Here is a 23529-nt window from a genome sequence, read left to right as displayed (position 1 = left end):
AAGCGCCTCTCCGCGCTGATGCTGACCTGCGGGACCTACGACGCCGCGGGCGACTTCGTCTACCGCGTGGGTTTGCCCGCGAAGAGCGGCGTGGGCGGCGGGATCGTCGCGGTGCTGCCCGGTGAATTCGCGGTATGCGTGTGGTCGCCGGGACTCGATGCGACGGGCAATTCGCTGGTGGGCTCGCTGGCCCTGGAGTGGCTGACCACGCGCATCGGCCGCTCGATTTTTTGACGCGGCGGTGGGCGGTTCGCTGCGGCGCATGCGCGCTGGAGACGGCCGACCGAGGTTTACCGATGACTTGCGCGAGGCGGTACCCGAAGCGCTGGCCGCGGACGCCGATGCGCTGAGCTGAGCCGCTTTGCGCGGCCAGCCATTGCTAGCCCGCATTCCCCTTGTGCTCGCGGGCCGCCACATGCTGTGCCGACGGTTGTGCCGCAGTCGCGGCCGAAGCCATCTCGTTTTCCTTGATGATCTTCGCGATCTCGCCGTCCGCTTGTGCATCGTACTGCGCGAAAACGTCGGTGCGATAGCGCGTGCTTCGCGCCGTGCCGAGCGTGCCGTCGGTGCTGGCCTCGCTGACCAAGGGCGGTCTCGCGGCCGCAACGCGCTCGCTTGCCATCGAGTACGCAAAGCGCGGCATTCGTGCCAATGCGGTTTCTCCCGGCATCATCAAGTCGCCTCGCCACGCGGCACGAATAGCCGATTCCACAACGACGCCCGGCGCGCTCTCGCACGCGACCGGGCACCGACTTGCGGTGCCCGTTTCAACTCAGTGGCCGGCGCTCTGGCCACCGTCGACGTGCAGGATTTCTCCGGTGATGAACGGCGCGGAATCAAGGAAGAGTATCGCGTCGGCGATATCGCTCATCTCGCCCATGCGCCCCAACGGATGAAAGGCGCCCAACGCACCATGGGTTTCCGGGGCGTGCATCGGCGACTTGACGATCCCGGGCGCGACGGCATTCACGCGAATCCCCTTTCTCGCGTACTCGATCGCCAGCGACTTCGTCGCGGCGTTCAGGCCGCCCTTCGTCAGCGCTGCCAGTGCCGAATAGACACCGCTGTGCGCAGTGTCGACGGCACTGGCCGTCACGCTAACCACGTGGCCGCTCGAATGCCTTTCCATCTGGGCGATGGCGAGTTGGGTGATGTGATAGAACCCCGCCATGTTCACGTTCATCACTGCCGTGTAGTCCTCGACGGTGTGTTCGGTGAAAGGCTTGCCGATATAAATGCCGGCGTTGTTCACCAGCGTATCTATCCGGCCGAATCGTGCGACGCCTTCCGTAATGACGCGCTCTGCGGTTTCGCGGTCGCCGATGTCACCCGCGACGCTCACGATGTTCGCGTCGTCCGACGGCTTGATCGAACGCGCAGTTGCGACGACGCGATAGTCGAGCTTGCGAAACGCCTTGACCACTTCGGCGCCAATACCTTGCGAGGCGCCGGTTACGACGACAACCTTTTGTGATGTGCTCATGCTCAAGACCTGAATATTGATTGCCCGTCCGCCACGCCCGCCGCGTCTACGGCTTCGATAAAGCCAGACGCCGGGCATGGTGGTCGATGTTCCGCGCAAACCTGCAACTAGCCCTTTGTTGCCTGCGCCAGCCACTGATCGAGACTGATGCGGCCAATGCGCGCGTCGCCAAGCGGTACGAGCGATTGTTCCTCGACGCGACCGCCGTAGTAGCGCGCATCCCGATCCGTCACCACGGGGCGAGGATCGCCGACCGCCTTCAAATAGCGCCCGACTATCGCGGCGAACGATTCACGGTCCGGGCCCGCGATATCGACGGTGCCGTTCAGCGGCGCCGCAAGCGCGATTTGCGCGAGGGTTGCTGCGACGTCGTCCGCGGCGATTGGCTGGAACAGTCCTTCCCCAACGCGCACCGTCCCGTCTACGGTGCCGTACTCAGCAATGGCGCCGATGAACTCCATGAACTGGGTCGCGCGCACGATCGTGTAGGGCACGCCAGCCGCTTCGATCGCCTCTTCCTGGGCAACCTTGGCGACGAAGTACGCGTTATCCGGCGTGCGCTCGCAGCCCACGATGGACAGCGCGACGTGATGGCGTACCCCCGCGGCCACTTCGGCTTTGCCGAGGTTGCGCGTCGCGGTGCGGAAAAAATCGAGCACCGCCTGGGGCTCCCACGAAGGCGCGTTCGCCACATCGACGACGACGTCCGCGCCGGCCAGCGCCTCGCTCAGGCCTTCGCCCGTCACGGCATTGACGCCGTTGCGCGGCGACGCAGCGAGCGCCTCATGACCGGCTTCGCGAAGCAGCGTGACGAGACGCGAGCCGATCAGGCCGGAACCACCGATTACGACGATCTTCATGGCACATTCTCCAGATGAGATTCAGTTGACACGGCAAAGCGGCTGGCAGCCATGGCATCGGGGAAAGCCCTCGCCGCCGTCGCATCGTGTGAGGCCATTGTGGGAAGATCATGAACCATCGAAAAGTGCCAAGAATTGTCGAGCGGACCAGGACATTCTGATTCCGGTCCGCTTGCCTCCAGGATGTCATGACCGCGCCTAACGCATTCACCGTCGATATCGACCGGCAGTTGCAGTTACCGATCTACCTGCAGATCTGCGAGCGCTTCAGAACCGCGATCGCCGCGGGGCACCTGCGCCCAGGCGAGCGCGTGCCCGCGCTGCGCAGTCTTGCCACGCAACTGAATACCGCACGCGGCACCGTTGAACTGGCCTATACCATCCTCGTCGACGAAGGCTACCTTCAGATGCGCGGAGCAGCCGGCACGTTCGTATCGCCCTCGCTGCCGGCGTCGATCACGCACTCCCTGCGTGCGCGAGGCGCCAACGAACAGAACAGCAGGCAAAGCACCGGAAGCCCGGCCGTACCGCAAACGCCGGGTGATGCGCGAGGCGTTCGACCGGCGCCGCACCAGCCAGCCATTGCCGCCGCCATGAGCGGCGAGCCGCGACCGCTCCAACCCGGCCTTCCCGCGCTCGACGCGTTTCCGCTCAAGGTCTGGAATCGTCTCGTTGCGCATCGCGCGCGAGGCGGCGAGCGCGCGCTGCTCGCCTATCCGGATCCTGCCGGCTACCGGCCGCTGCGCGAACACATCGCCACGTATCTCGGGCTCTCGCGCGGCGTGACCTGCGTGCCGGACCAGGTGTTCGTGACCGGCGGCTACCGTGCGACGCTCGAGCTCCTGCTGCGCAGTCTCGCCCGCCCGAACGACAGCGTGTGGTACGAAGATCCGGGGTATCTCCTTGCGCGAGGTTTTCTCGCCGAAACCGGCGTGCATCTCGTCGCAGTGCCGGTCGATGACGAAGGGATCGATGTGGAACGCGGCAAGCAGCTCGCAGCGCAAGCGCGCTTCGCGCTGGTCACGCCGTCGCACCAGAGCCCGCTTGGGCACACGTTGTCGCTCGCCCGGCGCATGGCGCTGCTGGACTGGGCGGAACAGGCATCGAGCTGGATCGTCGAAGACGACTACGACAGCGAATTCCGCTATCTGGGCCGGCCGCTGCCGGCATTGAAGAGCCTCGACCGGCACGATCATGTCATCTATTGCGGCACGTTCAGCAAGGTGATGTTTCCCGGCCTGCGGCTCGCGTATACGGTGGTGCCCGAGCGGGCCGTAGAGCGCGTCGGGCGGGTGGCGCGCAGCATGAACGCGGGATCGCCCACCTTGTTGCAGGCCGCTCTGGCCGACTTCGTCGAGCAGGGGCATTTTGCGCGGCATCTGAAGCGCATGCGAGCGCTATACGCCGAGCGGCGCGTGTTGATCGTCCGTGCACTCGAGCTGGCGTTCGGCGAACGGCTGATCGTCGAATTGCCACCAGGCGGAATCCAGTTCGCGGCGCGGTTCGCCGAAGGCCCGGATGGCCCGGTCGACGACGTTGCCGTTACCGCGCGCGCACGCGAGGCGGGGCTCGCCGTGCTGCCGCTTTCGATCTGGTATGCCAACGCCGGCACACGCCGCACGCCGCGCGGCCTCGTGATGGGCTTCGCGAATATCGCCAGTGCCGACGATGCTAGCCGCCTCGCGCGAAAGTTGCGCGCTTGTCTGGACGGCTAGCTGACCGGGTCATCAACGTTTCTGCCACTCCTGACGGGGCCTGCCGCACAAAGCCTCGCCGTACCCCGATTCATGTTCGCATCCACCGCGAGCATTCTCATCGGAGAGCACTGCCCGAGGGAGCCACGACGCGCACCGGGATCGACTTCGCCCCGGGTACCTTGCTTTCTTTTGCGTAATGCCACAGCGGCAACAGCACATTGCACTCCGGGTAGTAGCCTCCGATGCACCCTTCGGGAATCTCGTAGGCCTTTACCTCCAGCCCCGCGAGGCGCCGGTCGATGCCATCGTCCGCGATCGTCTGCAACGTGATTTGCTGGCCCTCGCGAAGCTGGCGCTTCTCCATATCGGCCTTGTTCATGAAGATCACCATCCGCGTGCCCTTGACGCCGCGGAAGCGGTCTCCGAGGTTGTAGATCGTCGTATTGAACTGGCTGTCGCTGCGCAGCGTCATGAGGCGCAGCGCATCCGGCACCTTCTCGGGCATATCGGGGTCTTCGCCCAGCGAATGTGGAACGATGAATTCGGCTTTGCCCGATTGGGTCTTCCACTGCCGCTGACAAGCAGGCAACGGGCGGTGAAAGCCGCCGGGTTCCCACATGCGCGCATTGAAGTCGTGGAAGATCTCGGGGTAAGTCTTCGCGATCTCGTCGCGCACCAGCGCATAGTCGTCGCGCCACGCGTCCCAGTCGATAGTCGAGCGTTGGCCAAGCGTCGCTTTCGCGATGCCGGCAACGATGAACGGCTCAGCGCGCGCTTTGTCGCTGGCCGGCTCGGTGACGCCGCGCGAGCCGTGCATGCAGCCGGTGCTGTCTTCCATCGACACCGCCTGATCGCCCTTCGGCGTACGGTGCGTCTCGATCCGGCTCAGACACGGCAGCACATACGACACTTCCCCGTGTACCAGATGGCTGCGATTGAGCTTGGTCGCCACACTGACGGTCAGGCGCAGCCGGGCCCATGCGGGTTCCGTTTGCAGACGGTCGGGTACCGAGCGTACCAGGTTGCCGCCCAGGTTGACGACGGCTCTCGCCTCGCCTTTGACGATCGCCTCGAATGCCTCGATGGTGTTCATGCCTTTCTTGCGCGGCGGTTCGAACGAGAACTGCTTCGCGAGCTGATCGAGCGGCGCGAGTTCGGGCTTCTCGGTGACGCCGACGGTGCGTTGGCCCTGCACGTTCGAATGCCCACGGATCGGCGACGGGCCGGCCCCCGGCTTGCCGATATTGCCGCGCAGGAACAAGAGATTGCACAGCATTCTCACGTTCTGCACGCCCAGACGGTGCTGCGTGAGCCCCATTCCGTAGTGAGCCATCACGGCGTTGGCTTTCATGTACTCGTCGGCGGCTTCGAGCAGCGCGGCGCGGCCGAGACCGCTGATCTTCTCGATCTCGCTCCATTCGGTCGCACGAGCGCACGCGGCGAAATCCTCGAAGCCCGTGGTATGCGTATCGATGAATTCGACGTCGAGCACACGCGGCAGACCTTGCGCCCGAGCCTGATCGTCGGCTTCGATGACGGCCTTGCAGAGGCCGAGCATCGCCGCGGTGTCGCCGCCTGCCTTGACCTGGTGATACTGCGTGCTGATCCGGGTTTGCGCGGGCGTCAGCATCTGCACCGGCGACTGAGGGTTCGCGAACGACACGAGCCCGGGTTCCCGCAACGGATTGAACGTAATGATCGGTACGCCTCGCTCGCGCGCGTGTTGCAACTGATGAAGCATCCGCGGGCTGTTGGTGCCGGTGTTCTGTCCAAAGAAGAACATCAGATCCGTCTTCCCGAAGTCTTCCAGCGTGATGGTCCCGACGCCGACGCCGATCGCTTCCTTCAGCCCGACGCTGCTGCTCTCGTGGCACATGTTCGAGCTGTCGGGCAGGTTGTTGCATCCGTACATGCGCACGAACAGCTGGTACATGTAGGCGGTTTCCAGCGACGCGCGCCCCGACGTGTAGAACACGACGGTTTCGGGATCGAGCGCGTTCAGCTCCTGGCTGATCTCGGCGAACGCCTGCTCCCAGGTGACTTCGACGTACTTGTCGGTTGCCGCGTCGTAGCGCATCGGTGCGGTGATCCGCCCGGCTTCCTCGAGATCGTGATCGGGCCAGCTCAGCAGCGAACTGACGCGGTGGACGTCGAAGAAGTCGGGGGTCATGCGCCTCGCCGTCGTATCCCAGGCGGTGGCTTTCGCGCCGCTTTCGCAAAACTCGAACATGTGCGGATCGGCCGGCTTCGCCCACGAGCAGCTCACGCACATGAAGCCATCCGGCTTGTTCTGCTTGAGCAGGATGGTGCTGTCTTTGAGGGGAACCTTTTCCTGCGTGAGGATCCCGGCGACCGATTTCAGCGATCCCCAGCCGCCGGACGCAAAGGGATAGGACGGGGCTTTGCTGTCTTTGCTCATGGCGGCAACCTCCTGGAAATAGCACTGCGTGCTGTTTCAGCAAGCGGCGTTCCGTGCGTCGGCCCAGCGCTGGCCGCCGGTCGGGGGGCCGCCGCCGCGTGAGCCCCGCGCGGGCGGCTCGGGCGCGGCACACATACGCATATCGCAAGGGAAGTCGTTGGGATGACTCGCCGACGGGAGCCTGTGGAGATCGCACAAGCAGGCTCGCAACCCGAGACCGTCGTGCAATTGAGGCGGGCTGGGTGCCAATGCTGGTCACCGCGATCGGCGAGGCGGTAAACGACGGCTGAACCGTGCGTCGCCGCTACTGTGAACCCGTTTTCGCAAGCGGCTGTGCCCACTGGCGGCGCTATCTGCTAATGAAACGAGGTCTGTAAAGACCGGCTGATCATTGGAAAAACTGGCACCTGGCCAGCAGACCGGGCATCCCTTCGTCTCCGCGTGATCGGGTACGTCGCTATCTCGCACGCGGGATTCAGGACTTCCACGGCCACGTCGGATAGATGCCAGGCGTGGCCTCGACGCTTCCCCGCTCCTCTTCGACCGGTTGATCGCGCTGCGCCGGTTCGCTGCCGGCAGACGCTTCTTTCGACGTGGGACCGGCCACATTCGCGGCGATCGATGAAGCACGAGCGTCCCCTCTGGGCCTCGCTACCGGCAAGCCGACACCGAACCAGGGCACCTCGGCGCGTAGCCCTGCGACGTAGGCACGCCAGCCGTCCGTGTTGTCTTCGAACAGGTGGCGCCGGACAGCCGAGGCAAGACGCTTGCGATCGAGTGTGGGCTCCAGCAACTCGCGTGGCCATTCGACAAATGCGCTGGTAGCCGCTCGCACGAACTGCGTCGATGTCATATGCGCCGACACCTGCTGAAGCAGTGGCAAGCGGCTAAGCGTTTCATTCGTCAGGGCAAGCTGGCCCACCGCTTCGCGATCGAGACCATGATTAATGAGCCAGTTCACCGCTTCAAGCACATCTGCGAGATGCAGTAGAAGTGCACGGCGTTCGAACGCATCGTTCATCTGCTTCACTCCCTGCTGATATTGACGGCCAATTGTAGCTTCCGGCCACGCAAATGCGTTCCCGCGCTGATGGCGGCGCGCATCGCCCGACCAGGCGTTCAGGCTCGGCGCGCGGCTGCGCGGGCACGGCGAATGCGCTGAGCCACCGAGCCAACCAGGGACGCGGGGCCCACAGGCCACCACGTGCGCCCCCGGCGTCACGGAGAACCACCATGCCTGATAGCGCTTCATCGATGTCGCCGACGATCACGGCCTTGATCCGGCTCGATCATATGCACGTGCTCGCCGCAGCACACCGGTATCATTCGTCCACGCCGTGGTGGCGCAAGCGCGCGATCGTCAATGGCGTTTGCACCGCCGTCGAAATCCATGCGCAGCTCGAGGAAGAAATCTTCTACCCCGCGCTGGACCGGGCACTCGGCAACGAAAGCACGCTCACGAAAAGCCGTCCGGAACACGACGAAATGCGCACGACTATCGCCAGGCTGCGCGCGATGGGGCCTGACGACGCCGCATATGACGGCCTCTTTCATCAATTGATTCGCGAGGTCACCCATCATGTGGCCGATGAGGAAACGATCCTGCTGCCCGATGCGGAGCGCGTGCTAAAAGAGGAGCTACACACGCTCGGTGCGGCGATGACACGACGTCGCATGCAACTGCTCCGCGAACGTCCGATGGAAATCGCGCTCAATACCGCCGGCACGTTTCCACTCGCGACGGTGTTAGTGGGTTCGGCTCTCATGCTGGCGATACGGCACTGCCTTCCCAGGACACGCCGCGCGCTGCCAGCCGGGCACCGCGACTCGTAGGACAACCGCCGCGCAACCACTGCGCGACGTTGACCGCACCCTCAGACGCTCACGGCGGCGTTCGGAGTGACGTTTTCTGCGTTCCCAGTTCTGTATGCCATCTGGTGTTATCGCGAGGAACGCGAATCGGCACACCCGCTAGTCGATGCCGTGTCCGAAGTCTGGCTGCCGCCAGGCGAGGGCTATGAGCATCGAGCGCGTGCTCGACGCGAGTTCGGCCAGGCGCCTTTCGGCGCTGATGCTGACCTGCGGAACCTACGTCACCGCCGGCGACTTGGTCTACCGCGTGGGTTTGCCCGCGAAAAGCTGCGTGGGCGGCGGGATCGTCACGGTGCTGCCCGGTGAATTCGCGGTATGCGTGTGGTCGCCGGGACTCGACGCGACGGGCAATTCGCTGGTGGGCTCGCTGGCCCTGGCGTGGCTGAGCACGCGCATCGGCCGCTCGATCTTTTGACGCAGCGGTGATGGCGTAACGCCAGGTCTCGTGCGAACCGTCGTCCCGATACCCCTTCCGGATTCGCTGGCACTTTTTTGGGACTGAGCAAGCCTCCAAAGAATAGCGTACTCTACGTGCCCACGCGGCACCCAAGCTATTCCGACGCACTTTCAAAGGAGACGCTCATGAATATCCCCGTCTATCCCGACGTCCAGTTGCTCATCGCAGGCGAATGGTCCCAGGCCGTCGACGGCCGCACCATCGACGTACTGAACCCCGCCACCGGCGAGCCGATTGGCAAGGTCGCGCATGCGGGCATCGCCGACCTGGACCGGGCGCTCGCTGCCGCTCAACAGGGCTTCGAGAAATGGCGCCGGGTTCCGGCCGCCGAACGTGCAGCCGTCATGCGCCGCGCCGCCGGCCTCGTGCGCGAGCGTGCCGAGGACATCGCTCGCCTGATGACGATGGAGCAAGGCAAGCCGCTCGCCGAATCGAAAATCGAGGTGTCGAGCGCGGCCGACATCATCGAATGGTTCGCCGACGAAGGGATGCGCGTGTACGGCCGCGTCGTCCCCGCACGCAATCCGAACGCCCAGCAACTCGTCATCAAGGATCCGGTCGGTCCCGTCGCCGCCTTCACGCCCTGGAATTTCCCGGTCAACCAGATCGTGCGCAAACTGTCGGCCGCGCTCGCGAGCGGCTGCTCGTTTCTCGTGAAGGCCCCCGAAGAAACCCCCGCATCGCCGGCGGGCCTGCTGCAGGCCTTCGTCGACGCCGGCGTGCCGGCCGGCACGGTGGGTCTCGTGTACGGCAATCCCGCCGAAATTTCCGAGTACCTGATCAAGCACCCGGTCATCCGCAAGGTCACGTTCACCGGTTCGACGCCGGTCGGCAAGCAACTCGCGGCACTGGCGGGCGCGCACATGAAGCGTTCGACCATGGAACTGGGCGGCCATGCCCCCGTGATCGTCGCCGCCGACGCCGATATTGCGCTCGCGGCCAAGGTCATCGGTAGCGCCAAGTTCCGCAATGCCGGTCAAGTCTGCATTTCGCCGACACGCTTTCTCGTGCACAACAGCATCCGCGATGAATTCGCACAGGCGTTCGTCGCGCTCGCGCAAGGACAGAAGGTCGGCGACGGTCTGGCGCAGGGCACGACGCTCGGGCCGCTCGCGAACGCGCGGCGCGTGGCGGCCATGGAACGGATCGTTGCGAATGCACGTGAATCGGGCGCGAAGGTTGCGACGGGCGGGGAACGAATCGGCACGCACGGCAACTTCTTCGCCCCGACGGTGCTGACCGACGTCCCGCTCGAAGCGTCGGTATTCAACGACGAACCGTTCGGTCCGATCGCCGCAATCAGGGGCTTCGACTCGCTCGACGAGGCGATCGGCGAAGCCAATCGCCTGCCCTACGGACTCGCCAGCTACGCGTTCACGCGCTCGCTCGCGAATGTCCACCAGCTGACCCAGCGCATTCAGGCCGGCATGCTGTTCATCAACCAGGCGGCGCTCGTACCGGCCGAAATGCCATTCGGCGGTGTCAAGGATTCCGGCTATGGGTCCGAAGGCGGTCCCGAAGCACTCGAAGCCTATTTGCAGAGCAAATCGGTGACGATCACGATGATTTGACGTTCATCGCGCGCACAGTGGGCTGCCCTTACCCGGGCGCCCTTCGGGTTCCGCCCTTGGGTGGGCCGAACGGGTCTCAGCCCGATACGCCGCGGTGCGCTGCACATAGTGCACCCGCGGCGGTTTCGCAGGACTCGGGACCGTCGCGCCGAGTGGCGTGCGACCTGCTGCCATGACGGACGACTCCCCGACCTTGAAGACGGCGACCGCTTCGCGCAGTGCCTGCGCCTGCTGGGCCATCGATTGCGCAGCGGCGGAGGCTTCTTCGACCAGTGCGGCGTTCTGCTGGGTGACCTCGTCCATCTGCGTGACGGCGCGGTTGACCTGCTCGATGCCCGTGCTTTGTTCTTCGGATGCGGACGAGATTTCGCTCATGATGTCGGTCACGCCGTGTTTGCTGCGACAATCTCAAGCCCCAATCAAGGCGACAGCGCCGACACCGCCTCCGCAAAACAATCAATCAAATAGTCGCATGCTGCCGTATTCAGTGCGTCGCGTCGCGAAACGATTCCGACCCTCACACGCGGCAAGCCTTCCGTGACCGGAACGGCGACCACCCGGCTACTGAACCACGGCGTCTCGAGAAAGGCCTTGGGGCAGCAAGACAGCAGATCGCTGTTCGCCGACATCGAAAAACTGGCGCTGAACGAGCTGCACTCCATCACCACTCGTGGTGCGCCCGCACCCATAGCGACGAAATAATCCTGCAAGACGCGGCCCATGCTTTCGGGCGTCGTGTTCAACATCCATTCGGCACTCCCGAGCTCGAAGATTGACTGCGCGTTGGCGAGCGGATGGCCCTGCCGCGCAGAAATGATCAGTTCTGCTTCAAGAAGTGAACGAAACTGGAATTCGTTCGATATCCTGGTGTCGTCGAGAATAGCGATGGCGAAGTCAAGCGAACCATCGCGCACCCCCGCCATTGCCTGAGTCAGAAAGCCTTCCTGCACCGAAAGCCGCGTCGTTGCCATGCGTTTTCTGAACATTCTGATGGCGCGCGCTATGTACTTCAGCGATATCAACGGGGTCACCGCGCATGACACGACACCGCCCTCGAGTCCCGATAGCCGATACACATCTTCACGCGCGTGCTGCATCTCAGCGAGAATGAGCTTGGCCCGCGCATAGATCGCCCTGCCGAACTGCGTAAGTTGAGCACCACGAGCGCTGCGTGCGACCAGGGGTACGCCAAGATCCTGTTCGAGCTCGCGGATCGCCTTGGTAAGCGCTGGCTGCGAAAGGCAGACAGTTTTAGCCGCGGCTCGCAAGCTGCCATGCTCGGCAATGGCGACAAGCGCGCGTAACTGGTTGTGCTTCAAGGTCGTGATTCCGCTATTGAGACAGGACAGGATCCAGGTCTGACCCTGGCGTGTGACACTGTTCATCCTACCCCGGAAGAAATGCTGAAACCATGCGGCTTAGCCCGCATCGCTTGCGGGCATGTGATAACCGCGCGTTATCACAATAAGAAAAAGCAAATCAGCGGCTTTATTTTGGCTCCCTAGACTCTTCCTGTCGTCATGAGCGCGTCATGCAGGACTCCTCACGCATAGACCATATCGACGAACGATTCACTCTCGACAGGAATGCCGTTCATGAAGTCACCCACCCTGCGCTCCGCAGCGCTCGCCCCAGCGGCGCCGGCGAAATCCATCTCGACCCGCGGCCTGATCGTCGCGGTCACGATCGGCAATGCTTTCGAGTTCTTCGATCTCACCGTCTACAGCTTCTTTGCCGTGCTGCTTGGCAAGCTGTTCTTCCCGCTGGCCACGTCATAACAGCAGTTGCTGCTTTCCGTGGGGACCTTCGGCGTGGGCTTCATCGCCCGGCCGCTGGGCGGCGTGATGTTCGGGCTGCTCGCGGACCGTTTTGGACGCGTCGCCGCCATGAACCTCACGCTGCTGTGCATGGCGCTCGGCACGGGCATGATCGGCCTGGCGCCGACCTACGCGCAAATCGGCCTCGCCGCGCCGCTCATCGTGCTCGTCGCGCGGCTCCTGCAGGGGTTCTCCGCAGGCGGCGAAGTCGGTGTGGCAACGACGCTGCTCGCCGAGCGCGCGCGCGCTGACCGGCGTGGCTTCATCACGAGCTGGCAGTTTGCGAGCCAGGGCGCCGCTGCACTCGCCGGCTCTTTGGTGGGCTTTTTGCTCTCGCACTTCCTCACTACGGCCGCGCTCGAAAGCTGGGGCTGGCGTCTGCCGTTTCTCGCGGGCGTGTTGATCGCGCCGGTTGGTCTCTATCTTCGCGCGCGCATCGGCAGCGACGCACACCTCGCACCCGATGCCGTGAACGGCGAGCACGGCGTCCTGCGCACCGTCTTCACGCGCGACGGCATACAGCTCCTCTTCGCCTTTCTGCTGGTAATCGGCGGAACGTCCGCGCACTTCATCGTGCTCTATTACATGTCGACGTATGCCATCAAGGTCTTGCACCTGCCGATGGACACGGCCATGTGGTGTGGCATTCTTTCCGGCGCCGTGATGCTCGTGATGTCGCCTGTGGGTGGAAGCTGGTCGGATCGATTCGGCCGCAAACGTGTGGCGTTTATTTCGCGCGCGCTGCTCACGCTGCTGATCCTGCCCGGCTTTCTCGCGATCACGCACCATCCTTCTGTGCTCACGCTCTATCTCGTCGTCTGCGGGCTGGCGGCATTGCACTCCATCAATGCGGGCGCGACCGGTCCGCTGCTGCCGGAACTCTTTCCACGCAGCACGCGCGCAACCGGGCTTTCGCTTTCTTATGCGGCGGGCGTGTCGATTTTCGGCGGCTTTGCGCAGTTCATCGTGACCTGGCTCATCGGCGCGACGGGCGCCCCGACTTCGCCGGCCTGGTACGTGATCGTATGCGGTCTGATCTCGCTCGTGCCGCTCGCCTACATCACCGAACGCTCCCGCGAAGAGATCTGATCGCCGTAGCGCGCACCTTTCACCCGCAACAACCGCGCCATTCTCCATGTACGACATGCCGCACATCGCCCGATCCAACACCGAAATTGATTCGTTATGCGATTTGTCCGCACTCTCGTTGCTCGAACTGCAACGCAAACGCGAAGTGAGCGCCGCTGAGATACTCGACGCCCACCTTGACCGCATCGAAGCCGTCAATCCGCGTGTCAACGCGCTCGTCACAACGGGCGACCCGGAGCAATTGCGCGCCCGCGCACGGGAGATCGACGCACGCTGGGCGCGCGGCGAGTGGCAAGGGGCATTGCACGGGCTTCCCGTGTCGCAGAAGGACCTGACTGCCACGCGCGGCGTTCGCACGACGTACGGCTCGAAAGCCTTCGAGCATCACGTGCCGGACCATAGCGCGCTGATCGTGCGGCGCTGCGATGCGGCGGGCGCGCTCATGATCGGCAAGTCGAATACACCCGAGTTCGGCGCCGGCTCCCATACCTTCAACGACGTGTTCGGCGTCACGCGTAACCCGTGGGATCCGGGCAAGTCCGCGGGCGGCAGCAGCGGCGGCGCGGCAGCTTCGGTGGCTTGCGGCATGAACCCGCTGGCTTGCGGCAGCGATATGGGCGGCTCGCTGCGCAATCCCGCGGCCTGGAACGGCATCGTGGGCCTGCGCCCTTCGCCGGGCCGCGTGCCGCGCGCGCCTGATCTCAACGGCTGGACCACGCTCGGCGTGGACGGCCCCATGGCGCGCAACGTAGCCGACACCGCGTTGCTGCTCAGCGCGATCGCAGGCCCGAGCGGCGAGATCGCGACGGAACTCGGCGAGCCCGGCAGCGTGTTCGCGCGACCCCTGCAACGCGATTTTCGCGGCGTACGCATGGCGTTTTCGCAGAATCTCGCAGAGCTGCCCGTGGACCCGGAAATCCAGCGTATGGTGCACGCACAGGCGGCGGTGTTCGAATCGCTCGGTTGCGAAGTCGCGTTCGCGGACCCCGACCTCGCCGACGCCGAAGACGTGTTCCGAATGGAGCGCGCGTGGATGATCGGCACGCTCGTCCAGCAGTTCGATGCGCAAGCGCAGTCGCTGCTCAAGCCGGAGATAGAGGACGAGTGCCGCCTGCACCGCTCGATGAGCGCCGCCGACCTGGGCCAGATGTTCGTGCGCAAGACTGCGCTGTTCCAGCGCATGCGCGAATTCATGAACCAGCATTCGTTCTATGTGCTGCCGGCCACGCAGATGCATCCATTCGACGCCTCGCTGCGCTGGCCCGAATCGTTCATGGGCCAGCGATTTACGACGTACATCGACTGGATGCGCATCTGCTGGTATCTCTCCTCGACAGAAGCGCCCGTGCTGGCCGTGCCGTGCGGCTTCAGCGCCTCGGGCCTGCCCGTCGGCATGCAGATCGCGGGCCGCTATCGCGACGACTGGGGCGTGCTGCAACTGGGCCACGCCTATGAGCAGGCCGCGGCGCACAGCCTGCCGCGCCCGCCCGTAATCGGCACATAACCTAAGCGCCCTTCGCGGCGCCCTTTCACGCAACCTTTTCCCCCAGGCGGTCCGCATGAGACCGCCCGGCCTTGCGCGTGCCCGCTTCGCATGGCGCGCCCCTGTTCGTGCAGTCCCAACCTGAGCGTCAGACCACATGAAATAAAGCGCTTCTCGCAGTTTGCGCCGCGGCTGCCACACCCGCGCTCGCGCAGGCACAAAGCTCCGTCACGCTATACGGCATCATCGACGAGGGCATCAGCTATTTCAGCAACGCCGCCACGGCCAACGCCAGCGGCGGCGTTGCCGGGCACAGCGCCGTGCGTCTTTTGAGCGGCGTGATACAGCAAAGCCGCTGGGGACTGCGCGGCACCGAGGACCTGGGCGGTGGCCTCAAAGCGATATTCGTGCTGGAAAACGGCTTCGACGCGAGCACGGGCAAGGCGGCCCAGGGCGGCTTGCTGTTCGGCAAGAAAGCGTACGTGGGCATGGCTTCGCCATACGGCACGCTCACGCTCGGGCGGCAGTACGACACGAACGTCGACATGATCGGCACGATGGAGGCGGGCGGCCAATGGGGCGGCTACATGGTCGCGCATCCCGGCGACCTCGATAACATCAACAACACCAACGCCACCAACAACGCGATCAAGATCACGAGCAACGCGTATGCGGGCTTGACCTTCGCGGGCATGTTCAGCCCGGGCGGCGTGGCCGGCAACTTCGCGCGCAATCGCATCTGGTCGGCGACAGCGGGCTATGCGAATGGCGCGCTCACGCTTGCCGCGGGCTACCTGGACGTGCAGAACCCCAACACGGCGTTCTTCGGCAGCACTGGCAGCCCGGCCGCTGTCGCCAACGGCGTGCCCGGCAGCAACATGGTCTCGCCCGTGTACTCGGGTTACGCATCAGCGAACTCGATGGGTGTATTCGCCGCCGCAGCCGCATGGACAGCCGGCTCTGGCACCGCGGGCGTGGTCTACTCGAACACGCGCTTTCGCAATCTCGGCGACCTGTCTTCCGGACCCAACCCGCGCGGTCTGAGCGGAACAGCAATCTTCAACAACGTCGAAGTCAATTTCCGCTATCAATTCACGCCGATGTTGCTGTGGGGCGTTGCGTACAACCATACGCACGGCAATTCGATGGCGGGAAAAGACGGCGCGACATACAACCAGGTCGCGACAGGTCTCGACTATCTGCTTTCGAAGCGCACCGATGTCTATCTGATTGGCGTTTATCAGAAAGCCTCGGGAACGGATTCGACTGGCAGCGCCGCCGTGGCGGCGATCAACGGGCCGTCCGCATCGGCGGACAACAAGCAGGCGGTCGTTCGCATCGGCATGCGCCACAAGTTCTGATGCGGCTTCGCCGCGCGAGGCACACGGTGATACACCGGCGCCTCGCGCGGCGAAGCTTCGAACGAAGGATTGGCCTCAACTCTTCGCTTCGAGATCTCAACTCGATAGCAAATTTAGCGAGAAATTGTGCGCTGCACGCCAAATATCGCCGCTCCCGCACACTTTTTCTTCCAAAGCACAATTTCTGCGTTGCCGCACACTTTATTGTGCACGCGGTATCCCAAATAAACGCTTTGACAAACACTCTTAAGATATATATCGTACGACATGTTTTAAGATACTTACGATCAAGGAGGCCTCATGCGCCACCGCCCTGATTCTGGTTACACCGGCCGTCACGGCCATATCCAGCCCGATCCGCGCGCCCTCTTCGGCGGCCCTCGCGCCGCCTTGCACGCCTGGCATGCCCTGCGCCACGCCATGGGCCGGCATCGCGGCGGCGACGGCCCCGGCGACTTCGGCGATCGCTTTGGCGAAGGTTTCGGCCGCGGCTTCGGCGACGGCGACGGGTTCGGCCGCGGCCGCAAGTTCACGTCGGAAGACCTGCAACTCATGTTGCTCGTGCTGCTCGCCGAACGGCCGAGCCACGGCTACGAACTCATCAAGGCGCTCGACGCGCGCTCGAACGGCTTTTACAGCCCGAGCCCCGGCATGGTCTACCCGGCCCTCACGTATCTGGAAGAACTCGGCTACGTGAGCGTGACGCTCGAAGGAAACCGCAAGCGCTACGAACTTTCGCCCGAAGGCCGCGCGTACCTCGAAGCCAACCGCGAACGCGCCGACCTGATTCTCGCGAAGCTCACGCACTTTGGCCGCAAGATGGAAGTCATGCGCCGTGCAATGGCCGGCGAAGATCCGGCCGAAGGCAGCGGCTGGGTACGTGAACTGATCGAGGCGCGCCGCGCGCTCAAGCGCGCACTGCTGCGTCGCACCGACGTCGCGCCCGAGGAACAGCGCCGCATCGCCGCGATTCTCGCGCGCGCCACCGAGGAAATCGAAAACGGCGGCGCTTGAGGGCCGCCTTTCTTCATCATTCGCAAGATGGCCCGCGGCGGTCCATGCCGCATTATTCCGGAGTCCTGGATGCAGAATTCACCCCAACTCGAAATCGCCCGCGTGCGTCATCCGCTGAAGTTCCGACTGTTGCGCGTGGCGCGCGTCGACGCGCTCTCGCCCGCGCTCGTGCGCGTGACCCTCACGGGCGACCTGAGCGATTTCGTGTCGGCATCGTTCGACGATCACGTGAAGGTGTTCTTCCCCGCCAACGGAGAGGAAAAGCCAGTACTGCCAAGCTTCGGCCCGGATGGCATCGTGTTCCCGGAAGGTATGGAGCGGCCGGCCGCGCGCGATTACACGCCCCGCCGTTTCGACGCGCAGGCCAATGAACTCGACATCGAATTCGTGCTGCACGAGGCCGGCCCGGCCACGGCATGGGCGAGGCGGGCGCAGCCCGGCCAGTACCTCGGCGTGGGCGGACCGCGCGGCTCGATGGTGATCCCCACGGGCTTCGACTGGCATCTGCTGGTCGGCGACGAAACGGCACTGCCGGCCATCCAGCGGCGCCTCACCGAGCTGCCGGCCGGCGCACGCGTGGCCGTGGTCGTCGAAGTGGCGAATCGCGCGGCCCGCATCGCGCTGCCGACCGAAGCCGATCTCTATGCCATCTGGTGCTATCGCGAGGAAAGCGAATCGGCATACCCGCTAGTCGATGCCGTGTCCGAAGTCTGGCTGCCGCCCGGCGAGGGCTATGTCTGGGCCGCAGGCGAAGCCTCGGCGATACGCGCGGTGCGCGCGCACCTCTGCAACGAGCGCGGCGTGGACAAGCGGCGAATTCGCGCCTCTGCTTACTGGCGGCGGGGCGCGCAGGCGGCGCATGAAACGATCGACGACTGAACGAAATCGATCGTGCATTCGGGGCGCGGCACGCGTGCCGCGCGCTTTCGACTACTGGGCAGGATTACTGCCCCGGTTCCTTGATCGTGAGATGATTCTCGACCGAAGTTACGCCAGCCACGCCCTTGGCGGCCGTCGTCGCGAGATCGATCTGCGAGGCGTCGGGTACCGTCCCATCCAGCGATACGGTGCCGCCGTGCGCCTTCACGGTGATGTTCTCAGCGTGCAGATCCTTGGTTTTCGTGAGGGCAGCACGCACTTTCTTGCCGAGCGCATGGTTTTCCGCCTTGGTGGACTTCGCCGATGCGGCAGGCGTCGTCGCATCGCCTTCAGACGATTGGGCATAGGCCAACACTGATGCAAGTGCGATCAAGGCACCACTTGCCAACTTGATCATTCTGGTTGCGTTCATTTGGATTTACCTCCGTTTTGACAGATCGGGATCCCTGCAAAGTCATCGCGCAACTTGCGGCTCCGAGGTCATCCCGCAAACCGCTGAATGCCCGCAGAGAAACCTCGCCGCGCTCCCATCATAGGCGCGCGCGGGCGAATGCGTCGCCAGGCGGTCCATCGCTCTCTCGATATTGGCGGAAATATCAGTCATCTGGCACCCTGGTCCTTCGAGGTTGCCGAAGGATATTGATAGTCAGACTGCCGTCCGGGCGCCGGGCGTGCCCGCCGTGAGATAACGGGGAAACGACGCAATGTCGGACTTCCTGAGCGGTCTGCTGTAGAGGAATCCTTGTGCGACCTCACAACCATGGGCATCGAGAAATGCCGCTTGTTCTATCGTTTCGACGCCTTCAGCAACGACCCGCTGCCCCAGACAACGTGCGATGGAAAGGATCGCCTTCACAAGCTCGGCGTGGCGCCGGTCGGTCGTGGCTTGCTGCACGAAGGTTCGATCGATCTTGAGCGTGTCGATAGGAAAGCGCGTCAAATAGCTGAGCGCCGAATAACCGGTGCCGAAATCGTCGATTGCGATCGACAGGCCCATGCTTTCGAATGCCAGAAGCGCGCTCATGACCGAGTCGTCCTCCTCCAGCAGCAGGCTTTCGGTGATTTCGAATTCCAGCCACTCGGGTCGGCAACCGGTTTCATCGAGGATATTCTTTACCATCAGCGCCAGGTCGCGCGACTGAAACTGTCTGGCGGAGAGATTGATCGACACTCTATGGCGCGGGCCACCCCCGGCGTTCCATTGCGCGGCGGAGCGACAGGCCTCGCGAAGCACCCATCGCCCGATTTCGACGATCAGCCCGGTTTCCTCGGCGAGCGGCACGAACTGGGCGGGCTGGACGAACCCCTCGCCGGCGCGATTCCATCTCAGCAAGGCCTCCGATCCGATGACTTCTGCACTGCGAAGCAAAATCTGAGGCTGGTAGTACAGTTCGAGCTCGCCTTGATCGATCGCACGACGCAACTCGGATTCGAGCGAAAGACGCGCAGTCGCCTCGATGGTCAGGTCTCTCGTATAAAAGCGAAACCCGCGCCGCCCAGAGCGCTTCGCGAGGTACATTGCCGAGTCAGCATATCTGAGCAAATCCTTGGCATCCGTGCTGTCGACGGGATGCAGCGCGATGCCGACGCTGCAGGAAACGAACACTTCCCTTCCGTCGAGCAGGAATGGCTCATCGAGCTGATTGATGATGGTCGCGGAGATTCGTTCGAGCACGCTGCGATCCGCGACCTCGGGCATCAGAATGGCGAACTCGTCTCCTCCAAAACGGGCAACGGTATCGCCGGGACGCACGCACGCGAGCAGACGGCGCGCCGCCTCACGCAGCAGATCATCACCGACCGCGTGGCCCATCGTATCGTTGACCTCCTTGAAGCGGTCCATGTCGATCATCATGACGGCGGTAAAACGGCCCGATGAACGCACGGAGATTGCCCGGCGCAGATGCTCGTTGAACATGACGCGGTTCGGCAGCGTCGTGAGCGCATCGAAATACGCCATACGATGGATTTTTCCTCTGGACGCGTGGAGTTCCGAGATGTCGCGCCCCACGGCGAGGACGGTTTCAACTGCTCCGCCCGGCCCCAGTTCCGGCGTCAACCTGATCAGATGACAAAGTTGCTTGCCGCCGCTGGCCGGCCAGGTCAACTCGAACTCCCTGTCGCTCGCGCTTGCGAACACTTCCGCAATCTGCTGCTCATAGAGAACCGTACTGGGACCGCCCGGAAACTCACTCGGCGTCTTGCCGAGCAGCGCGTCTGCACCGCCAGCAGAAAGCGATGCGAAAGTCGGATTGACGTAAATACGCCGGAAGTCCCTGCCGTAACGGGCGACCGTGTCAGGAGAATTCTCGACGAGCGTTCTGAACTCCCGCTCCCGGGTGGCGAGCCTTTCGTCGAAGCGCCGCCTTTCGGTCGTGTCTCGCGCCACGCCGAGTACGCCCGCCACCGTTCCTCCCGCGTCGAACACGGGCAGCATTCGGGTCTCGAGCAGGGTCTTTTCGCCGGTGGCCGGCGCCACCACCCACTCCTCGCTCACGCAAACGTGCATCGCGCCGATTGCGGCCTCGTTGCGTTCCCGGAAGAAATCGGCGACGTCGGCATCGAAGATGTCGTACCCGGTTTTTCCGAGAATTCCCGCTTTCGGTTTGCCGACGAACTGCTCGAAGCTGTGATTGCACAGCAGAAAATTGCCAGCGGTGCTCTTCAGCCAAACCATGTCGGGGATGGTATGCAGCACCGTCATCAGCTGTGCGCGTGCGTCGGAAAGTTCGAGCGCCTTGTCTTCGAGACGCCTGTTGAGCTGAACAATCCTCTCGAACTGTGCCCGCTGCTCGAATTCAGCCTGTTTGCGTTCGGTGATGTCCAGGATGGCGCCGATCAAACCGGCCTGGCGACCTTCATCGTCGTGGAAAACCGCCTTGCTGAACTCCACGTCGCGCACGGCCTTGCTTGCGTTCTGAACCTTGAATTCGTATCGCTGGATCCCGCCTTTCGCAAAGAGATCCTCGTCCATGTCGAAATAGGTTTGGGCCAACTCGTATGGGCTCGTCTCGAAGACGGTCTTGCCAATGAATCGTTGCTTCGCAATCCCAAGGAATTCTTCGAAAGCCCGATTCAGGTGTAGATACCGCCCTTCCCTGTCCTTGGAAAAGACAGGAATGGGGACGGTATCGAGCAGCGATTCGAGAAACGCCTCGCGCTCGCGCAGCTTCGCCTCCGCCTGTTTGCGGGCAGTGATATCGACGTAGATCGCGAGCACCCCCGCGGCGCCGTTCTGAACCGGCTCGCTTACGAACTGCACCAGGTAGTGTTTGCGCTGGGCCTCCGGCAAGGCATCGAACGTGAGCTCGATTTCGCGCGCGATGCCGGTGGACGCGACCTCCTGGATCGCATCGAGGTATTTCTGCAGCGCCTGCGGTAAAAGCACGCCGGCTTCGACGTTCGACACGCCTGTTGCGGCGTTCATCATCGCCCTGGCTGCGCGATTCATATAGCGCCGTTGGCCACGCGCGTCGTAACGAATGACGGGCATAGGCAGGTCGCCGACCGGAATGCAGTAGTCGCTTCCGGCATCCATTCCAGGGTTTTCCATGCTATTAAGGAGACTGTGTGCCCGCACAAGCCCATCTACGCAGGCGTTCCCGGCATTCGGCAACCTCAGCTGCGCAACTCGGCATGCAATCCACTGCATAACGGCAGAATGCGGGAATTCTGAAGCGCGCCGACGGCGCGGATTCAGGCCGAAGTCTCCATCTGGCAGCGCGTGAGGAACGCCCGGAGCTGGCTTTCCCACGACGTGTCTTGCAGGTCGATGCCGACGCCGGCGAGTCGCTTCATGTCCTGGTCCAGGTGCACCGCCTCGAGCGATCGGGGCCACACGCCCTGCCTGAAACATTGTCCGTCCACGTCCAGAAGGAGCCATGGATGGCGCCGGAACCGCGCGCTCGCCACCGAGATCGCATCCAGCACGTGCCGGGACGATTCGCGCGGATAAACAAACGCCAGGTGAATGCCGCCCGCCGCGAGCTGCTCGCCGACCTCATGGAACCGGTGGACCATCTGGAAGCCGCGTTCGCCGCCGCGCCCGACTCCCACCGCGACCAGCCCCCGATTTCCGGTAATTTCCCGCAGACGCACCAGGCGCCGGTCAGGCAGCAGCAACGCTCCATCCAGATCGAACATGACGACATCCTCAGCGAATCCGCCCGCAAGTTCGCTGAAGGGCGGCAATTCACCAATTATAATCCAGAGGTAAGGAAATGTGCTTTGCATTATAATGCCGTGTGCGCGCGGCTGCTTCCTGTGCAAGGCCGGCTTTCCGGAAACGGGCCCGATCTGGCGCCTTGCAACCGCACGCGAAACGCATCGGTGCTTACGCACTTGTTTGACTATGGGATATATCGAGAATGGACGGCGACCGGACATCCAGTGACGCATTCCTCGAGTTCCTCTCGACGCCATTGAACGACAAGCGACCCTTCGTGCTGGAAACGCAGCACGCGGTGTCCTTGCACTTCGATCACTTTGCCACCCAGAGCTGCATGTCGCTTCGCGCGCCGGACAGGCTCACGCTCGGCTACACGCGCACGATGATGGGATTCCTGCTGCTGCAGCCGGCTCCGAGGCACATCTGCATGATCGGGCTGGGCGGGGGGTCGCTGGCAAAGTACTGCTATCGGCATCTGCCTGAGGTGAAGATCACCGCGGTCGAGGTCGACCCTGAAGTGATTGCGCTGCGCGACGTGTTCAGGATACCGGCAGACGACGCGCGTTTGCGCGTCGTGCTCGCCGATGGCGCGGACTACATCCGCCACGAAGGCTTCGCCGCGGACGCCATCCTGGTCGACGCCTACGTGCCGGGCGGGATCGCCCACCAGTGCGCCGATATCGCGTTCTTCTCCGCATGCCGCGAACGGTTGTCGGAAACGGGCGTCCTCGCGATGAATTTTACCGACGACGAACCGGCGCTCGACCTGTACGTCGAACGACTGAAATCCGTGTTCGGTTGCTCATACGCGGTGGTCCGATGCGCGGACGACAGCAATTTCGTCGCTTTCGCCTGGAAAGGCAGAAGCCGCCTGCCGTCCTCGCAGGTGCTGCTCGATCGCGCCTTCTCGTATGCGTGGGCCGATGACCTGAAGCTGCCTTCCATTGCGAGGCGGCTCAAGAGCGGCGCAAGCCTGGACCCGAAACGGTTGATCTGGCGCGCGAACGGGCACGCGCACTGGGAATGCGGCGCCTGAAACCGCTCCCGGGTTCAGCCAGCCCGGGTTTAGCCAGCGTTACGCCCGACCCGCTTGGCGAGCGGGCTCTTGGTCTTGTAGGTCACGCCGTGCTGTTCGAGATATTCGCGGATCAGCTGCCGGACAACCTGAGACGACGTCAGATCCTGCGCGGCACAGAGCTTCTCGAATGCTTCCTTCTTGGCGGGGTCGATCAGGATGGTCAAGCGCGCGGTTTTCGTTTCCATTGGCAGGGAAGAAAAGGCAAGTATGATAATCAGATTATAATACACTCGCCCTCGAATCCAATGGCGACGCGATCCGGCGCGCGTGAAGCCCCCGCT

17 protein-coding genes and 5 pseudogenes are annotated in these 23529 nt (G+C 63.6%); 12 read left to right on the top strand and 10 right to left on the bottom strand.

Features of this window, described 5'->3' with window-relative positions; translation table 11 throughout:
- Both BMI01S_RS13345 and BMI01S_RS38965 read left to right on the top strand, forming a co-directional pair.
- Nucleotides 1-234: glutaminase (locus BMI01S_RS13345; protein WP_042289450.1), on the top strand; the 234-nt coding region annotated here is incomplete at its 5' end.
- A 311-nt stretch (nucleotides 235-545) separates the two neighbouring features.
- A pseudogene (locus BMI01S_RS38965) lies at nucleotides 546-749 on the top strand (SDR family oxidoreductase); the annotation flags it as partial.
- Between the two features lie 23 nt (nucleotides 750-772).
- Here the strand turns inward: BMI01S_RS38965 and BMI01S_RS13335 are convergent.
- Both BMI01S_RS13335 and BMI01S_RS13330 read right to left on the bottom strand, forming a co-directional pair.
- Complete coding sequence (locus tag BMI01S_RS13335; RefSeq protein WP_028230409.1) at nucleotides 773-1483, bottom strand: SDR family NAD(P)-dependent oxidoreductase; 711 nt, start codon at nucleotides 1481-1483, stop codon at nucleotides 773-775.
- Between the two features lie 107 nt (nucleotides 1484-1590).
- Nucleotides 1591-2343, bottom strand: a complete 753-nt coding sequence (locus BMI01S_RS13330; protein WP_028210291.1) for an SDR family oxidoreductase — start codon at nucleotides 2341-2343, stop codon at nucleotides 1591-1593.
- 188 nt (nucleotides 2344-2531) lie between these two features.
- Between BMI01S_RS13330 and pdxR the strand changes: the two genes are divergently transcribed.
- Nucleotides 2532-4058 (top strand): MocR-like pyridoxine biosynthesis transcription factor PdxR, encoded by a 1527-nt coding sequence (gene pdxR, locus BMI01S_RS13325; protein WP_028230408.1) that lies wholly within the window; start codon nucleotides 2532-2534, stop codon nucleotides 4056-4058.
- Nucleotides 4059-4155: 97 nt separating this feature from the next.
- On the opposite strand, the gene BMI01S_RS13320 is transcribed toward pdxR, so the two are convergent.
- Nucleotides 4156-6459 carry an FdhF/YdeP family oxidoreductase gene (locus tag BMI01S_RS13320; RefSeq protein ID WP_028230407.1) on the bottom strand — a complete coding sequence of 768 codons (2304 nt, stop codon included), beginning with the start codon at nucleotides 6457-6459 and terminating at the stop codon, nucleotides 4156-4158.
- A 475-nt stretch (nucleotides 6460-6934) separates the two neighbouring features.
- Complete coding sequence (locus tag BMI01S_RS13315) at nucleotides 6935-7480, bottom strand: hypothetical protein (RefSeq protein ID WP_028230406.1); 546 nt, start codon at nucleotides 7478-7480, stop codon at nucleotides 6935-6937.
- Between the two features lie 212 nt (nucleotides 7481-7692).
- Between BMI01S_RS13315 and BMI01S_RS13310 the strand changes: the two genes are divergently transcribed.
- The 3 genes and pseudogenes from BMI01S_RS13310 (at nucleotide 7693) to BMI01S_RS13300 (ending at nucleotide 10359) form a co-directional block, all read left to right on the top strand.
- Nucleotides 7693-8292, top strand: a complete 600-nt coding sequence (locus BMI01S_RS13310) for a hemerythrin domain-containing protein (RefSeq protein WP_028230405.1) — start codon at nucleotides 7693-7695, stop codon at nucleotides 8290-8292.
- 193 nt (nucleotides 8293-8485) lie between these two features.
- A pseudogene (locus tag BMI01S_RS13305) lies at nucleotides 8486-8746 on the top strand (glutaminase); the annotation flags it as partial.
- A 167-nt stretch (nucleotides 8747-8913) separates the two neighbouring features.
- Nucleotides 8914-10359 carry an NAD-dependent succinate-semialdehyde dehydrogenase gene (locus BMI01S_RS13300; RefSeq protein ID WP_028230403.1) on the top strand — a complete coding sequence of 482 codons (1446 nt, stop codon included), beginning with the start codon at nucleotides 8914-8916 and terminating at the stop codon, nucleotides 10357-10359.
- 3 nt (nucleotides 10360-10362) lie between these two features.
- Here the strand turns inward: BMI01S_RS13300 and BMI01S_RS42970 are convergent.
- Nucleotides 10363-10746 (bottom strand): annotated as a pseudogene (locus BMI01S_RS42970) (methyl-accepting chemotaxis protein); the annotation flags it as partial.
- 32 nt (nucleotides 10747-10778) lie between these two features.
- Nucleotides 10779-11678: a LysR substrate-binding domain-containing protein gene (locus tag BMI01S_RS13290; RefSeq protein WP_028230401.1), complete on the bottom strand. Its 900-nt coding sequence runs from the start codon at nucleotides 11676-11678 to the stop codon at nucleotides 10779-10781.
- A gap of 276 nt (nucleotides 11679-11954) precedes the next feature.
- On the opposite strand from BMI01S_RS13290, the pseudogene BMI01S_RS13285 reads away from it, so the two are divergent.
- From BMI01S_RS13285 to BMI01S_RS13265, 5 genes and pseudogenes are all read left to right on the top strand, one after another.
- Nucleotides 11955-13265, top strand: a pseudogene (locus BMI01S_RS13285) (MFS transporter).
- Between the two features lie 46 nt (nucleotides 13266-13311).
- On the top strand, nucleotides 13312-14769 hold the full coding sequence (locus BMI01S_RS13280; RefSeq protein WP_042289445.1) for an amidase: 1458 nt from the start codon (nucleotides 13312-13314) through the stop codon (nucleotides 14767-14769).
- A 143-nt stretch (nucleotides 14770-14912) separates the two neighbouring features.
- Nucleotides 14913-16109: pseudogene (locus tag BMI01S_RS13275) on the top strand (porin); the annotation flags it as partial.
- Between the two features lie 300 nt (nucleotides 16110-16409).
- Complete coding sequence (locus BMI01S_RS13270; RefSeq protein ID WP_081723339.1) at nucleotides 16410-17123, top strand: PadR family transcriptional regulator; 714 nt, start codon at nucleotides 16410-16412, stop codon at nucleotides 17121-17123.
- A gap of 69 nt (nucleotides 17124-17192) precedes the next feature.
- A complete protein-coding gene (locus BMI01S_RS13265; RefSeq protein WP_028230399.1) occupies nucleotides 17193-18002 on the top strand; it encodes a siderophore-interacting protein in 810 nt (269 codons plus the stop codon).
- 64 nt (nucleotides 18003-18066) lie between these two features.
- Here BMI01S_RS13265 and BMI01S_RS13260 read toward each other — a convergent pair whose 3' ends face one another.
- The 3 genes from BMI01S_RS13260 to BMI01S_RS13250 all read right to left on the bottom strand — a co-directional run bounded on the left by BMI01S_RS13260 (nucleotide 18067) and on the right by BMI01S_RS13250 (nucleotide 22145).
- A complete protein-coding gene (locus BMI01S_RS13260; RefSeq protein ID WP_028210304.1) occupies nucleotides 18067-18414 on the bottom strand; it encodes a BON domain-containing protein in 348 nt (115 codons plus the stop codon).
- Nucleotides 18415-18648: 234 nt separating this feature from the next.
- Complete coding sequence (locus BMI01S_RS13255; RefSeq protein ID WP_169745487.1) at nucleotides 18649-21618, bottom strand: sensor domain-containing protein; 2970 nt, start codon at nucleotides 21616-21618, stop codon at nucleotides 18649-18651.
- A gap of 80 nt (nucleotides 21619-21698) precedes the next feature.
- Nucleotides 21699-22145, bottom strand: a complete 447-nt coding sequence (locus BMI01S_RS13250; RefSeq protein WP_028230398.1) for a hypothetical protein — start codon at nucleotides 22143-22145, stop codon at nucleotides 21699-21701.
- 224 nt (nucleotides 22146-22369) lie between these two features.
- Here BMI01S_RS13250 and BMI01S_RS13245 point away from each other — a divergent pair, with 224 nt between their 5' ends.
- Nucleotides 22370-23206 (top strand): spermine/spermidine synthase domain-containing protein, encoded by an 837-nt coding sequence (locus BMI01S_RS13245; protein ID WP_028210306.1) that lies wholly within the window; start codon nucleotides 22370-22372, stop codon nucleotides 23204-23206.
- 29 nt (nucleotides 23207-23235) lie between these two features.
- On the opposite strand, the gene BMI01S_RS13240 is transcribed toward BMI01S_RS13245, so the two are convergent.
- Nucleotides 23236-23433: a ribbon-helix-helix protein, CopG family gene (locus BMI01S_RS13240; protein ID WP_028210307.1), complete on the bottom strand. Its 198-nt coding sequence runs from the start codon at nucleotides 23431-23433 to the stop codon at nucleotides 23236-23238.
- Nucleotides 23434-23529 lie beyond the last annotated feature (96 nt).

It is taken from the genome of Paraburkholderia mimosarum LMG 23256 = NBRC 106338, assembly GCF_000739815.1.
Classification (GTDB): domain Bacteria; phylum Pseudomonadota; class Gammaproteobacteria; order Burkholderiales; family Burkholderiaceae; genus Paraburkholderia; species Paraburkholderia mimosarum.
Note: the sequence above shows the minus strand (reverse complement) of the source record. Positions and strands in the feature narration are given on the sequence as shown.